Here is a 13,680-nt window from a genome sequence, read left to right as displayed (position 1 = left end):
TGAATAGTTACCAGGCAACAGCGTCCAAAAGTTTCCACTTTCTCAGCTGTTTTTCGGCTGTTTCTTTCGCTGCTTGAAGCGGAACGAGTCGTTGCCGGTCTCCAGGATGTCGCAGTGGTGGGTGACCCGGTCCAGCAGTGCGGTTGTCATCTTTGGGTCACCGAAGACACCCACCCATTCGGCAAAAGAGAGGTTGGTTGTGAAGATCAGCGAGGTCTTTTCGTAGAGCTGGCTGATCAGGTGGAACAGCAGAGCGCCGCCCGAGGCTGGGAACGGCAGATAGCCGAGTTCGTCGATGATCACGGCGTCGGTCTGCACCAGCTGACGGGCGAGATTGCCGGCGCGTCCCTGCTGTTTCTCCCGCTCCAGCTGGTTGACCAGGTCGACGGCGTTGTAGAAGCGCACGCGTTTGCCCTGGTGGATGGCAGCGACACCCAGCGCCGTCGCGATGTGGGTCTTTCCGGTGCCGGTGCCGCCGACCAGGATCAGATTGTGCGCGGTTGCCATGAAGGCGGCGGTCGCCAGTTGTTCGATTTGCGCCTGCGGCAATGGGGTTTCGGCCCATTCGATACCGGTCAGGTCGCGATGAACAGGGAAGCGCGCGGCCTTGAGCTGGTAGCGCAGGCTGCGGACCTGGCGATCGGCAAGCTCGGCTTCGATTAACCGGTCCAGCCATGCCTCGGGCTGCATCGGCCGACGTGGGCCTTCCGCCAGCAACTCGCTCCAGGCGGTAGCCATGCCGTAGAGATGTAGCGCACTGAGTTGGCCGAGGCGGTCTACGCCGGAAGCAACCAAGGCAAGAGGCTTAACAGCAAGATCAGTGGATGACATGGCTCACCTCGCGCAGGTGGTCGTAGCGGCCGCAATCGGCGCGCGGCTCGGTTTGGAGCTTCAGCATGTCGGGCACGTTCAGCATGGCGGGCGTGCTGGGTGCGACAAGCCGGCGCATCTCGTTCAGCACCACGGCGGCAGTGATGACATTGCCGTCCAATACCAATTCGCAGGCGACCTGCAGCGGCTCCAGGCCGAACTCGCGTGCCATCATCAGCAACTCGACAAAAGCACGATCGCCTTTCGGCTGCTTGAGAATGCGGTCGCGCACCAGCCGGATGGGCGTGGGCAAATCCCATTGCTGGAACGGCACACCGTTGCGCAATGCGCCAGGTTTGCGTTCCAGGATCGGCAGATAATGCCACGGATCGCAGATCAGTTGATCACGCCCATACCGCCGGGCATGGTCGGCGACGATTGCGCCGTCGGCCACGATGCGCACGCCGGCGGCTGAGGTGCGCACCGAGACAGCGCGGCCGGCGAAGGCGGCTGGCACGCTGTATCGGTTGCGATCCACCGCCACCAGGCAGGTGCTCGACACGCGCAGCATATGTTCGACATAGCCGTCGAATGTCGCGGTGATCTGCCGCAGCGACGGCTGCTCCTCGGCAAAGCACGCGGCAATCGAGCGCTCCGGCGTTACCGGGTGTTTGCGCTGCGCCAGCTCCCGGCAGCGCGTGGCCAGCCAGACGTTCAGCGCATCGAAGCTGATAAAACGGGCCAGCGGCGTGAATAGCCATTCGCGGATGTTGCCAACCTGGTTCTCGACCTGCCCCTTCTCCCATCCAGAGGCGGGGGTACAGGCGACGGGCTCAAACAGATAGTGGTTGGCCAGCACCATGAAGCGCCGATTGAACTGCCGCTCCTTGCCGGTAAATATCGTCTCCACAACGGACTTGAGGTTGTCGTAGACCATGCGCTGGGGCACCCCGCCGAAGAAGGCGAAAGCGCGGTTATGCGCGTCGAAGACCATCTCCTGGGTCTCGCGTGGGTAGGCCACCACGAACATCTGCCGGCTGAAGGTCAGCCGGAAATGCGCAACCTTGATGGTCTGCATGACGCCGCCGAGTTCGACATGCTCATGGCTCCAGTCGAACTGGCACACCTCGCCGGGTGCGAAGGCCAGCGGGATAAAGGCGTGCGCCAGCGCCGGGCCCGACTTGTCCGCCTTCCAGCGCCGCACGAAACGTTGCACGCTGTCGTAGGCGCCGCGGTAGCCCTCCGCCTGCAAACCTTCGAATAGCCGCTGGGCCGTGCGGCGCTGGGCTTTCGGGAGAAGCCCTTCGGTCCGCAGCCACGTCTCCAGCGTCTGCTGGACCGCTCCCAGCATCGGCGTTGGCTGCCGGCTGCGCTGGTAGGACGGCTGGGCTTCGGTCCGGCAATGCCGGCGGACGGTCTGCCGGCACAGCTTAAGGTCCCGCGCGATCGAGCTGATGCTCTCGTGGCGGACCAGATGGCGGCGCCGGATCTCGGCAATCAAGTCCATGAGCAGCACCCCAGATTCCCCAGCAAAAATGCCGGATGATCGCACGACCAGGGTGGAAACTATTGGACGCTGTTTACCCCTGGAATCTGGGAACTTTTGCACGCTGTTTTACACGGGGACGTCGCGGGTGCGGTAGTCGATCATGCCGGTGCGCTCCCTTTGCTGGATTGTTCCGCCAGGTCACGGAGGACCATCCCCTGCAAGCGCTCGTTGATGAAGGTCGAGGCAACCAAGGCCTCGATGTCGAACTCCTGGTCTTCCAGCACCATCGACCGAATGCGAACCAGATGGCCGTCGAGAGTGGTGGCCCGCATCTCCGTCAGCTTGTCGAGCAGAAGCCGTTGCCTCTCGCAGATGGGTCGCGTGGCTCTCTCGTATTCGTCGTCGTAGGAGATGGCGTTTGGCCCGTCATAAAGCGCGAGCTTCTGCCGCTCCAGAGCATCGAACTCCGCGCAGGTGGCGATGAGATCCGCATCCGGGTGGCTGGCCACGATTGCCGGTGTGACTGCAAGGATCGTTGCGGCCACACCAGATTGCAGGATGGTGCGTCGTGAGTGGCTCATCCGACTTTCCTCTCCAGCAGGTCAGCAATCAGCGATAGGTTCAACCGATGCTCATCGGTCAGACAGTCGTTCTCGATCTCCATCTTCTGGCGACGACGTGTGACGACATCGGCTACAAGGGCTTTGGCCCGCAGTCCCTCCGGCGTCTTAGCGCGGAGGTCGGTGATGACCACCAAGATGTCGTCTTGCTGGTCCCAGAGGGCCTCCAGCGCCTCCCACAGCGAAGCGTGCTGCTCCCGGCTGGCGGCACGAATCTGCGCGTTGATCGGGCTTTCTTGGCTGTGGAGGTGGTGATACTGACGGCAAGCGGCCAGCAGCTCGCCGTCCAACTCCTCAGCCTTCGCGACCCCCGCCTCGGAGCGCTAGTTGCATCGCCAACCGGGCCCGTCCGGGGCTTCGGCATGCCGCTCGCCTCTCTCACATTCGGGCTTCTCGTCTTCCCTGCAGTTTGGGATTGGTATGTGCAATGGCGAGAGCGCCGTCGCGGATTCTATACCAAATGGGAAGTGGATATGTTGAGTGTGGCGCTTGCTCTAACCCGTAAGGAGACGGGCTGGCTGCGACAAACACCGACTCTCGCGCCCAGGCTCCAACCGATCGAAGGCTTGGTAACAGCCGAGGATATCGAACGTGTTGGGGCAGACTGGCCGGCGGCCTGCGATGACTTCCACAAGTATGCGCTGGCCCGAGTGAAGGAAATCGAACGTATAGCACGAGTTCATCGTGACCCGTTCGAGCCCATTATGCCGATATTGGAAGCTGAGAGCCCCGTCGGCGAATACCGCAAGATCACTGAAGAAATCCTTAGACTCATGCCAGACCATCGGCGCTACCCAAAGGCCGCAGCGGAGTCAGTGCGGGCATTCCTCATGCTGCGCCTGGGCCTGCATCTTGGCTTACGACAAAAGAATCTCCGGCAATTGCTTGTCAGCCCCCGTGGATCTGCACCCACGCCTGAGCGCCGGCTGGAGGACATGAAATGTGGTGAGTTACGATGGAGCGAGCGGCAGAACGGCTGGGAAGTTCTTATGCCCTCGGTAGCCTTCAAGAATGCTTCCTCGTCGTTCTTCGGTGGGAAGCCTTTCAGACTGATCCTTCCCCAGCTCGGTGATCTTTATCGCTACATCGACGACTACATCGAGCGCCATAGGGGTATTCTGCTGGGACCTGCCACCGACCCGAGGACATTCTTCGTCAAGACCGCCAAGGCAACCAGCACGAACGCCGCTTATGACCAGACAACGTTCTACGAAGCGTGGAGGTGGGCCATCCAGCGGTATGGCATCTTCAATCCCTATACCGGGCGCGGCGCAATCAAAGGGTTACTCCCTCATGGGCCCCACAACATCCGCGACGTACTAGCAACGCACATCCTGAAGAGGACGGGCTCCTACGAGCAGGCCACTTAAGCGATACAGGACACACCTGAGATGGTGGCGCAGCACTACGGCCGATTCCTGCCTCAGGACAAGGCGGCGCTAGCGGCTCAGATCCTAAATCAGGTGTGGGAAGCAGCGTAATAAATTGCATCACAGTCGCACTCTTCCCAACGCTGGGCGACATCCCGTTACTGCGCGGCTCGCCGTCTACACGGAGGCGTAGCCGTGTTCAAGCTTAGGGCGCGACCGACGCGACGATCTATGCAATCCATGGGAGTGCCCGTGGTGCGCGTTGAGGGCACCTTCGCATCGATTCCGATTACGATACGCGGCCAACGAACTAGGCTCAGGACTCATTGATCAGAGCCAGAAGATGACGGCGGCGGCGATGCAGATTGCCGACATGAAGGTGTGGGCGCAGCGATCGTAGCGAGTGTGGATGCGCCGCCAATCCTTGAGCCTGCCGAACATGTTCTCGATACGATGACGCTGGCGATAGAGGGTTCGGTCGTGCGGGATCGGGATTTTGCGGTTGGCTTTGGACGGGATGCACGGCGTGATGCCGCGTGTTGTCAGGGCTTGGCGGAACCAGTCGGCATCGTAACCTCTATCGGCCAATAAGGCTTTGGCCTTGGGGAGCGCGTCCATCATCAGCGCCGCGCCCTTGTATTCGCTCATTTTGCCTTCGCTGAGCAGCATGACCAGCGGCCGTCCTTGGCCGTCGCAGACAGCGTGAAGTTTTGAGTTCAGGCCGCCTTTGGTGCGCCCGATACGTCGGGGAACAGGCCCTTTTTTAAAAGACTGGCAGCCGTCCGATGCGCCTTCAGATGGGTGGCATCGATCATCAACCGATCAGGCTTGCCCCCCTTGGCCGCCAGCGCCGCGAAGATGCGGTTGAAGACGCCGAGGCGGCTCCAGCGGATGAACCGGTTATAGATTGTCTTGTGAGGGCCGTAGTCCTTCGGAGCGTCGCGCCAGCGTAGGCCATTGCGGATCACGAAGATTATGCCGCTGATCACGCGTCGGTCATCGACCCGCGGCACGCCATGCGATTGCGGAAAATGCGGCTCTATCCGACGCATCTGCGCCTCGGACAACCAGATCACATCACTCATGGCGGCACCTCCCGATGCAACCATTGAATCAACCGGTTGCTTCCTCTGCAAGCAATTTAATAGGTCCTGATCCTAGCCAGAGATGCCCTTGCACGCAGCACTTTGATCGTCTGCACGTTGTTGAGCCCCTCGGGCCATGAAAAGTGTGAGACATCTCGCAGAACTAAAGCTTCTGTCAGCGCTGCAAACAGTCGTTGCGCTTCGCTTCTGCGCGTAATGTCGTGGAAATAGGCCATTCGTATTCCTAATCAGCAATGATACGGGCGCCGAATAGAAATGCGGGCTGGCCGGAGTATGGCCAAATAGTGAGCATCACTGCTTTGTGATTTTTGTTGTAGAATGGTAATGAGCAGATCTGCCCCGACAGGATCCCCGGTGGCTTCGTGATGGGCCGGGTGGGACGAACTGAGGGTGGGCGAATCACCCATCCCGTAGCAGCTTCGACCGGGGTGACCCACCTAGTCAGATTGGCTTAATGCTGCATTATAATCCGTGACAATGCTGTGGGGTGGGGATCGGAAGAAAATGCGGAATAGCACAGCGTTCGCTATCGCCGGCGCCATCGTTGGTGCCGCAGCGATTTCCGGCGGGAGCTTTTCCCCTACGCCCGCCCATCCGACGACAGCAGTCTGGTACGCGCGGCTGCGGAAATCGCCGCTGACACCGCCCGGTCCTGTTTTCGCCGGGGCCTGGACTGCGATCGAGGTATTTCTGTGATACGGGGGCGCGCGGTTGATGGCGCAAGGGCCTAGTCCCAAGCGCAATGCGGCTCTTGGCTTTTGGGGCCTGAGCATCCTGGGTGTTGGCGGCTTTTCCTGGGTGCTGTTTGGCCGCAAACGCCTGGATGAGGCATTGGGCGTGACCGCCGGGATGGTCGGCGCATCTGTCGGCCTTGTAGCCACGGCCGGTATGGTTGACCGCAAGGCGGCCATTGCGAGCCGGCCACTGGCCGGTTGGGTGGTCTTTGCTTCTTTTCTTCAGGAAGAGGTGTGGCGGCGAAACCGCTAAAATCCATCGCACCGAGAGCCCATAGCACTGCGGACGGGGTTAGCGGCTCGGAGAGCTACAAACCCCGCTCCCACCGGAGAGTAGGCCGACGACTTACGATAGTCAGTGGCGCCGCCGCAGCAGCTGGATGGTAACCGGCGGACGGGACATCTGGAAGTGCTGCGTGCCGGATTCGGGACCGGCTATTGGAGACGATCAACGCGCTGATTTCGGACCAGCATCGCGATTCGCGTGTCCACTCCACGCCGAATCCTCCTAGGCGCCGAACGACAGATATTGCAGCTTCTTGTGCCGACCTTCTTGTAGCATGGAGGACATTTTCTGCTCCGTTCTAACATCCTCGCAATATTGGCATTTACCTCGGATCGGATTGGGGATAATCGCCGCCATCAGTTTCAAGCTCCCTTTGAAGGTCGCCATGGAAACGCTGCAAAATCTTGAGTCCTTTGTGCGGAGCGCTGAGGAGGGAAGTTTCTCCGCCGCCGGACGCCGGATGTCGATCACGGCTGCCGCGGTAAGCCGCAACGTAGCTGTGCTCGAACAGAACCTCGGAGTGCGATTGTTTCAAAGGTCCACCCGAAAACTCACACTGACAGAAGGTGGCGAGCGTTTGCTCACGGGCGTGAAAGGCAAGCTAGAAGAACTAAGTGAAGCAATCTCTGACGTGACCGCTGGCGGACAGGAGCCTTCTGGAACTTTGAAAGTTAGCCTGCCGACTACGGTTGGCATGGACTATATTCTACCATTGCTTCCCGCGTTTCTGGCCCGCTATCCAGCCGTCACGGTTGACTGGCGCTTTACAAACCGCCAGGTTGATTTGGTGGGTGAAGGATTCGAAGTCGCCATCGGCGGCGGCTTCGAGCTCTCGCCAAGTATAACGGCACGAATACTGACCCCGTTACACATCGTCGCTGTGGCCTCGCCATCATATATGGAAGGCCGGCCTTCCCCCGTGACCCCGGACGATCTGTTCGCTCTCAGCGGGATCCTTATGCGCTCCGACACCAACGGTCGGATACGGAACTGGATGATGCGCAACCGTCAGGGGCGAGAAGTCGCGGCGCGGATGAACCCGGTCACAGTCGTCAATGATCCCGCTCCCATGGTGAAGGCTGCGATATTGGGAATGGGGACAGCGTTAGTCGCGGTTCCCGATGTCGCGCACCATCTGGAGAGCGGAGCACTGGTGAGACTACTGCCTCAATGGTATGCGGACGCTGGCGCTATCAGCCTCTATCATTCCGGACGCGCTCTTCGACCGGCGAAGATAACTGCGTTCGTTGAACATGTATTCGAGCACTTCAAACGCCAACGTTTGGCCGAAAAGTTCGCAGGCAGCCGCGCGTAGAGACCTTTGGGCCTACCCTTAAAACGGTTCACGAAGCAGATGCTGAGAGCATGCAACCACTTTGGCGCTCAGCAAAACCAACTCAAGATTGCGGATTGTCGATACTGATCTTCAAAGGACATTTGAAACTGATGATACGGATCACCGCCTAATAAGACTCGGCCTGAGATGCAACATGACAGCAATAGGAAAACGGAGCGTGTCATGGACCACCAACAGAGTCAGGCGAGGGGCCACCTCATGAGGGCCGTATGCTTCCATGCTTTAGGCGGCCCGGAGGTTTTGCAGATCGAGGAAAAGGCTGTGCCGGAGCCCGGGCCGGGTGAAATCCGCCTGCAGATCGAGGCCGTGGGTTTGAACCATTCAGAAGGCGCCTACGTGCGTGGGACGTACGTGGAACAACCGCGGCTGCCTTCTAAGCTCGGATATGAGGCGGTGGGAATTGTGAACTCGGTCGGCGAAGGGGTGGATTCAAGTTTGATGGGGAAGCGGTTGTCGTCGATTCCTGGGTTTTCCATGAACGACTACGGCGTGCTTTCTGAACAAGCAATTCTTCCTATCCACGCCCTAACAGAAGCTCCCGCTAATCTTACACCAACCCAGGGCGCTGCGGTCTGGACAAGCTATCTGACCGCGTACGGAGCGCTAGTCAGGTTTGGCGAAGTGCGTCCCAACGACTTTGTCATCATTCGCGCGGCATCGAGCAGCGTAGGTGTTGCGGCCATTCAGACCGCGAAGGCCGAGGGTGCAGTTTCAATCGCGGCAACACGGACTTCGGTCAAGCGGGACGAGTTGCTGCGTCTCGGAGCAGATTATGTGATTGCATCGGATGAGGAAGATCTCCCGGCACGCGTGAAGGAGATCACCGCAGGAAAAGGTGCGCGCTTGATCTTGGATCCTGTAGGTGGACCCGACTTGGAAAAGCTGGGTGAAGCAGCGGCTCACGACGCCACAATCTTCCTGTTCGGATCCCTTTCGGAACAACCCAATGCCTACCCGGCGGCTGGATGGGGCAAAGGCCTATCCGTAAGGGCTTACACGATGATGGAATTGTGGGCGACTCCCGAACGAATGGAGAAAGCTAAGAGCTTTATCTACGAACGACTCAAAGATGGTCGGTTTTCTCCCAAAATCGCAAGGGAGTTCAGATTCGAGAACGTCCGACAAGCCTTCGAATTTCAGGCACGGGCACAACACGTTGGTAAGATCGTAATCACGTTTTGATACGTGCGCACCGTCTCTGCTGGGTTGTTTGCGTCAACCAAGACTGGAGAAAGCATTACAGCAACGTTCCATGAACCCTTTCTGCTTCGCAAGTCGGTTGACGGAACATGGCATCTTGCCAGTAATAGTCTTCCCCGACCGCCGAGCTGCTATACATTTAAATCGCTCAATGAGCTTTCCAGTTCCATGCTGATTTACAACCTTCACGCGCCCCGGCCGACTGCGCCGGTTCGCAAATAACGGAAAGACACCAAAATGACTGTAAACACCCGAGAACGCGCCGCTATCGAAGTAACCGTCTTTGCATATTTCCAGGCGCTGAACGATGCCAACATCGACGCTATACTTGATCTTTATTCCAAAGATCCGGTGATGTTGCCGTTTTTCCAACCCGCGGTCGTAGGGGCCGACGCCGTTCGCGCAAACTACGAAAGCACTTTCCAACTTATCCGCTTTGACATGCAAACCACAATCCAGGAAGTTGTGGAGATGTCGCCGGAGTGGGCCTACGTGCGCACCGATACCAGCGGGATTTTCACACCAACCAGGACGGGTGAGGGCGCTCCTTCTGCCTTCCATGAACTCTTTCTTCTGCGAAAGGCGAGCGACGAACGTTGGCAAATCGCTCGATATAGTTTTTCCCCGGCCAGCGCCCTCCCACTCATCTAGGATCAGGACGTATTAAATTGCTTGCAGAGGAAGCAATCGGTTGATCCAATGGTTGCATCGGGAGGTGCCGCCATGAGTGATCTGATCTGGTTGTCCGAGGCGCGGATGCGTCGGATAGAGCCGCATTTTCCGCAATCGCATGGCGTGCCGCGGGTCTATGACCGACGCGTGATCAGCGGCATAATCTTCGTGATCCGCAATGGCCTACGCTGGCGCGACGCTCCGAAGGACTACAGCCCTCACAAGACCATCTATAACCGGTTCATCCGCTGGAGCCGCCTCGGCGTCTTCAACCACATCTTCGCGGCGCTGGCGGTCAAGGGCGGCAAGCCTGATCGGCTGATGATCGATGCCACTCATCTGAAGGCGCATCGGACGGCTGCCAGCCTTTTAAAAAAAGGCCTGTTCCCCGACGTATCGGGCGCTCCAAAGGCGGCCTGAACTCAAAACTCCACGCTGTCTGCGACGGCCAAGGACGGCCGCTGGTCATGCTGCTCAGCGAAAGCCAAATGAGTGATTATAAGCGCGCGCTGCTTCGATGGACTTGATCAAAGCGCTGTACCCAGGCAAGTGACGAGCCCCTGGGTCTGCCATTTCCCCCAATCGATTGGCGCACGCCGCCCCCCATCGTTCCGCTAGTCAATCCGCAGCACCTCGGGCCAGATAGCCCTTCTCCCGTAGCCACTTGGTGAGATTTCTCTCGACCAGGGACTACAGGGACCGCAGATCATCCTTTTTGCGGCCGTGTCGGCAGCGGTGTCTGGGGTTGGCCGCAAGTTGCAGGTCCGCTGGCCCAGAACTGCACGCGTTCGGTTCTGGATGATAGAGCGGCCCGAAGCCACCCAAGTCGGTAGCTATCTGGTAGCTAGGCTGCTTACATCCGTATTGAATGAAACAGCTAACTCATTGATTTTCTTGGCGGACCCGACGCGATTCGAACGCGGTGCTTGACGAATGACCATCAGCAGACGGTAAGGTGGGTTCTAAGTTGGGTGCGATTTGAGAGCAGTGTCCATATCAAGCGATATCAAAGCTTTATCGCGCACTTATGGCGTCCCGTACGGGATTCGAACCCGTGTTACCAACGTGAAAGGCTGGTGTCCTAGGCCTCTAGACGAACAGGACAGACGTTAGCGCCCAAACCAAACCGCCCAAGAAGGGGCAGAACCGGCCGGGGGGTGCTGGGTAGCCGAGCGCCGCCGCCGAATCAAGCCCAACACCCGCGCCCGTTACGCCCAGCAGATGTCCTGCACCATGAAACTCGGCGTCACCGTGCCGTTCCAGGCCTCCGCCCGCAAATAACCGGCGATATGCATGGGCCGACGGCCCGGATCGAGCATCCCCTCCGCCAAAGGCCCGGTCTTGGCGCGGAACAGCACCGCCTTCAGCCGGCCGCCGCCCTCGCCCTCGATGAAGGCGCGAATCGTCGCACCATCCTTGCCGACCCGCTCCGCCTTGGTGATGCGGGCGTGGCTGAGCACCAGAAGCGGCTCGTCATTGCCCTGGCCGAAAGGGGCGAGGCGGCCGAGATGCCCGGCCACCTCCACCGTTGCGCCCCGCACATGCAGAACGCCCTCGATCGTCAGGGCAGCGGTGCGCGGCATGCTGGCACCTGCCGCCAGTCGCGCGTTCAGGAAGGCGTGGAGCGCCGCAATGCCGCTCTCCGGCAGGCCGAAGCCCGCCGCCATGGCATGGCCGCCGCCACGCTCCAGCAAGCCGCTCTGCCGCGCCGCGAGCACTGCGGCGCCGAGGTCGAGGCCCAGCACGGAGCGGCCGGAACCGACCGCCTGGCCAGCGGTGATGGACAGCACGCAGGCCGGCCGGTTGAACTTCTCCTTCAGCCGCCCTGCGACGATGCCGACCACGCCATTGTGCCAGCCCTCGCCGCCCACCAGCAGCACGGCATGGCCCAGCGCCACCTGCGCCTCTGCCAACCGCATCGCTTCTTCCAGGACCGAGGTTTCGATCTGCTGGCGCTGGCGGTTCACGCTGTCGAGCAGTTCGGCGATTTCCGTCGCCTCCTCCGCGTCCTCGGTGAGCAGCAGCCGCAGGCCGAGGCCCGAATCGGCGACGCGTCCACCGGCATTGATGCGCGGGCCGAGGGCGAAGCCGCAGGTGAAGGTGGTCGGCACACCCTTGACCTGCGCCACCTCGATCAGCGCCGCGATCCCCAGACGCTGGCCGCGCGCCATGATGCGCAGGCCCTGGCCCACGAAGGCGCGGTTGAGGCCGGTGAGGGGCATGACGTCGCAGACCGTCGCGAGCGCCACGAGGTCGAGCAGGGCGATGAGATCCGGTTCGGCCGTACCCTCCGCAAAAAATCCGTCGCGGCGCAGATGGCGCAGCAGGGCGACGGCGGTGAGGAAGGCGATGCCGGTGGCGCAGAGCATGCCCTGGCCGGAAGCGCAGTCGAGCCGATTGGGATTGACGGTGGCGAGGATCTGCGGCGGTGGCCCCTCGGCCTTATGGTGGTCCAGCACGATGACCTCGGCCTCCCCCGCGAGGCAGGCGAGCGTCTCGCCCGAGGTCGTGCCGCAATCGACGCAAATGACCAGGCTGGCGCCCTTCGCGCGGAGGGCGAGAAGGGCAGGGACATTGGGGCCATACCCCTCGGTCGTGCGGTCGGGGATATGGGTATGCACCACGCAGCCGAGGCCGCGCAGCAGTTGCGTCACCAGGGCGGTAGAGCAGGCACCATCGACGTCATAATCGCCGAAGACGCCGACCGTCTCCCCCACGCGCACGGCCGCCGCAATACGCGCCGCCGCGACATCCATATCGGCGAGCGTCGAGGGGTCGGGCAGCAGCGCGCGCAGCGTTGGCGTGAGGTAATGCACCGCCTCTTCCATGCCGATGCCGCGCATGGCGAGCAGCCGCCCGACGATTTCGGGCACATCCAGACGCTGGGCGATGCCCAGGCCGAGATGCTCGGCAGTGTCCAGCGCCGATCGCCGCCACAGCCAGGGCCTCCCGGTCAAACTGACCTGAACCCCGAGAACCGCGTCCGGAGAGTCCGGCGCCTGAGGGTCCGGCGCCTGCGGCAAGACGGCGATGAGGGCGCTCAGCGGATCAGGCCCGCGACCAGGTCTTCATGGAAAAGTCGTGATGGGCTTCCACGAAGCGCACGGTGCCGGATTTGCTGCGCATGATCACCGAATGCGTCACAGCGCCCATGCCCTCGCGCAGCACGCCGCGCAGCATCGGGCCGGTGGTGACGCCAGTTGCCGCAAACATCACATCCCCGCCGGCGATTTCATGAATGCCGTATTTGCGATGGGGATCGGTGATGCCCATGCTCAGCGCCCGCGCGATCTGATCCTCATCCTCGAACAACAGCCGGCACTGCATCTGCGCATTGACGCAGCGCAGCGCAGCGGCGGCGATGACGCCTTCAGGCGCGCCGCCGGAGCCGAGATAGATGTCCACGCCGCCTTCGGGCCGGCTGGTGGCGATGCAGCCTGCGACGTCTCCCGCTTCGATCAGCATGATGCGCGCGCCGGCCTCGCGGCAATCGGCGATGATCTGCTCATGGCGGGGCCGGTCGAGCAGACAGACCACGAGGTCCGAGACATCGACCTTCTTGGCGCGGGCGAGGTTGCGTAGATTCTCATTGGTCGGCGCGTCGATATCGACCACGCCCTGCGGCAGGCCCGGGCCGACCGCGATCTTCTGCATGTAGATATCGGGCGCGTGCAGGAAGCGGCCCTTATCGGCCAGCGCAATCACCGCCATGCCGTTGGCAGCGCCCTTGGCGACGATTTCGGTGCCTTCCAGCGGATCGACGGCGATATCCATTTCCGGGCCGCCCTGGCCGACCTTTTCGCCGATGTAGAGCATCGGCGCCTCATCCATCTCGCCCTCGCCGATCACCACCGTGCCGCTGATGGCGACGCTGTCGAAGGCGTGGCGCATGGCTTCCACGGCCGCACCGTCCGCCGAATTCTTGTCGCCGCGCCCGGTCCATTGCGCGGCGGCAATGGCGGCGGCTTCGGTCACACGGACGAGTTCAAGCGCCATGTTGCGGTCGGAATGCTGCGGGGTTTGAAGAGCCATGGCC

The 13,680-nt window shown here is 61.1% G+C and carries 11 protein-coding genes, 1 tRNA gene and 2 pseudogenes; 6 read left to right on the top strand and 8 right to left on the bottom strand.

What is annotated here, in order from left to right:
* Positions 1-42 precede the first annotated feature (42 nt).
* The 4 genes from istB to QP803_RS10735 form a co-directional block, all read right to left on the bottom strand.
* Positions 43-831 (bottom strand): IS21-like element helper ATPase IstB, encoded by a 789-nt coding sequence (gene istB, locus QP803_RS10750; protein WP_284944276.1) that lies wholly within the window; start codon positions 829-831, stop codon positions 43-45.
* A complete protein-coding gene (gene istA, locus QP803_RS10745) occupies positions 818-2,326 on the bottom strand; it encodes an IS21 family transposase (protein WP_284944277.1) in 1,509 nt (502 codons plus the stop codon). The genes istB and istA overlap by 14 nt, the downstream gene beginning before the upstream one ends.
* A gap of 131 nt (positions 2,327-2,457) precedes the next feature.
* Positions 2,458-2,880, bottom strand: a complete 423-nt coding sequence (locus QP803_RS10740) for a hypothetical protein (RefSeq protein ID WP_284947747.1) — start codon at positions 2,878-2,880, stop codon at positions 2,458-2,460.
* The gene (locus QP803_RS10735) at positions 2,877-3,209 is read right to left on the bottom strand and encodes a hypothetical protein (protein WP_284947746.1); all 333 of its coding nucleotides are present in this window, start codon (positions 3,207-3,209) and stop codon (positions 2,877-2,879) included. The genes QP803_RS10740 and QP803_RS10735 overlap by 4 nt, the downstream gene beginning before the upstream one ends.
* A 72-nt stretch (positions 3,210-3,281) precedes the next feature.
* Between QP803_RS10735 and QP803_RS10730 the strand changes: the two genes are divergently transcribed.
* Positions 3,282-4,289 carry a hypothetical protein gene (locus QP803_RS10730; protein WP_284947745.1) on the top strand — a complete coding sequence of 336 codons (1,008 nt, stop codon included), beginning with the start codon at positions 3,282-3,284 and terminating at the stop codon, positions 4,287-4,289.
* 330 nt (positions 4,290-4,619) lie between these two features.
* On the opposite strand, the gene QP803_RS10725 is transcribed toward QP803_RS10730, so the two are convergent.
* Positions 4,620-5,374 (bottom strand): IS5 family transposase gene (locus QP803_RS10725; RefSeq protein WP_284947744.1). Its coding sequence is split into 2 segments (ribosomal slippage): positions 4,620-5,041 and positions 5,041-5,374, totalling 756 coding nucleotides; the frame shifts between segments, so codons are not numbered across the junction.
* A gap of 498 nt (positions 5,375-5,872) precedes the next feature.
* On the opposite strand from QP803_RS10725, the pseudogene QP803_RS10720 reads away from it, so the two are divergent.
* From QP803_RS10720 to QP803_RS10700, 5 genes and pseudogenes are all read left to right on the top strand, one after another.
* Positions 5,873-6,382: pseudogene (locus QP803_RS10720) on the top strand (TspO/MBR family protein).
* 307 nt (positions 6,383-6,689) lie between these two features.
* On the top strand, positions 6,690-7,730 hold the full coding sequence (locus QP803_RS10715) for a LysR family transcriptional regulator (protein WP_284947743.1): 1,041 nt from the start codon (positions 6,690-6,692) through the stop codon (positions 7,728-7,730).
* Between the two features lie 204 nt (positions 7,731-7,934).
* Positions 7,935-8,954 (top strand): zinc-dependent alcohol dehydrogenase family protein, encoded by a 1,020-nt coding sequence (locus tag QP803_RS10710; RefSeq protein WP_284947742.1) that lies wholly within the window; start codon positions 7,935-7,937, stop codon positions 8,952-8,954.
* Positions 8,955-9,209: 255 nt separating this feature from the next.
* Positions 9,210-9,623, top strand: coding sequence for a YybH family protein (locus QP803_RS10705; RefSeq protein WP_284947741.1), 414 nt, complete (start codon positions 9,210-9,212; stop codon positions 9,621-9,623).
* A gap of 72 nt (positions 9,624-9,695) precedes the next feature.
* Positions 9,696-10,153, top strand: a pseudogene (locus tag QP803_RS10700) (IS5 family transposase); the annotation flags it as partial.
* Positions 10,154-10,672: 519 nt separating this feature from the next.
* On the opposite strand, the gene QP803_RS10695 reads toward QP803_RS10700, so the two are convergent.
* From QP803_RS10695 to glpX, 3 genes are all read right to left on the bottom strand, one after another.
* Positions 10,673-10,748: transfer RNA gene (locus QP803_RS10695), tRNA-Glu, on the bottom strand.
* A gap of 104 nt (positions 10,749-10,852) precedes the next feature.
* Positions 10,853-12,601, bottom strand: a complete 1,749-nt coding sequence (gene recJ, locus QP803_RS10690) for a single-stranded-DNA-specific exonuclease RecJ (RefSeq protein ID WP_350356082.1) — start codon at positions 12,599-12,601, stop codon at positions 10,853-10,855.
* Positions 12,602-12,692: 91 nt separating this feature from the next.
* Positions 12,693-13,676 (bottom strand): class II fructose-bisphosphatase, encoded by a 984-nt coding sequence (glpX, locus tag QP803_RS10685; protein WP_284947739.1) that lies wholly within the window; start codon positions 13,674-13,676, stop codon positions 12,693-12,695.
* Between the last annotated feature and the right edge of the window lie 4 nt (positions 13,677-13,680).

Origin of the sequence: Acidisoma sp. PAMC 29798 (genome assembly GCF_030252425.1) — a bacterium.
GTDB lineage: Bacteria > Pseudomonadota > Alphaproteobacteria > Acetobacterales > Acetobacteraceae > Acidisoma > Acidisoma cladoniae.
Note: the sequence above shows the minus strand (reverse complement) of the source record. Positions and strands in the feature narration are given on the sequence as shown.

Excerpts from the sequence above, each read along its gene's own strand:
- istB (WP_284944276.1), bottom strand. The coding sequence starts at position 831 with ATGTCATCCACTGATCTTGCTGTTAAGCCTCTTGCCTTGGTTGCTTCC.
- QP803_RS10740 (WP_284947747.1), bottom strand. The coding sequence starts at position 2,880 with ATGAGCCACTCACGACGCACCATCCTGCAATCTGGTGTGGCCGCAACG.
- QP803_RS10730 (WP_284947745.1), top strand. The coding sequence starts at position 3,282 with ATGCCGCTCGCCTCTCTCACATTCGGGCTTCTCGTCTTCCCTGCAGTT.
- QP803_RS10715 (WP_284947743.1), top strand. The coding sequence starts at position 6,690 with ATGGAGGACATTTTCTGCTCCGTTCTAACATCCTCGCAATATTGGCAT.
- QP803_RS10710 (WP_284947742.1), top strand. The coding sequence starts at position 7,935 with ATGGACCACCAACAGAGTCAGGCGAGGGGCCACCTCATGAGGGCCGTA.
- QP803_RS10705 (WP_284947741.1), top strand. The coding sequence starts at position 9,210 with ATGACTGTAAACACCCGAGAACGCGCCGCTATCGAAGTAACCGTCTTT.
- glpX (WP_284947739.1), bottom strand. The coding sequence starts at position 13,676 with ATGGCTCTTCAAACCCCGCAGCATTCCGACCGCAACATGGCGCTTGAA.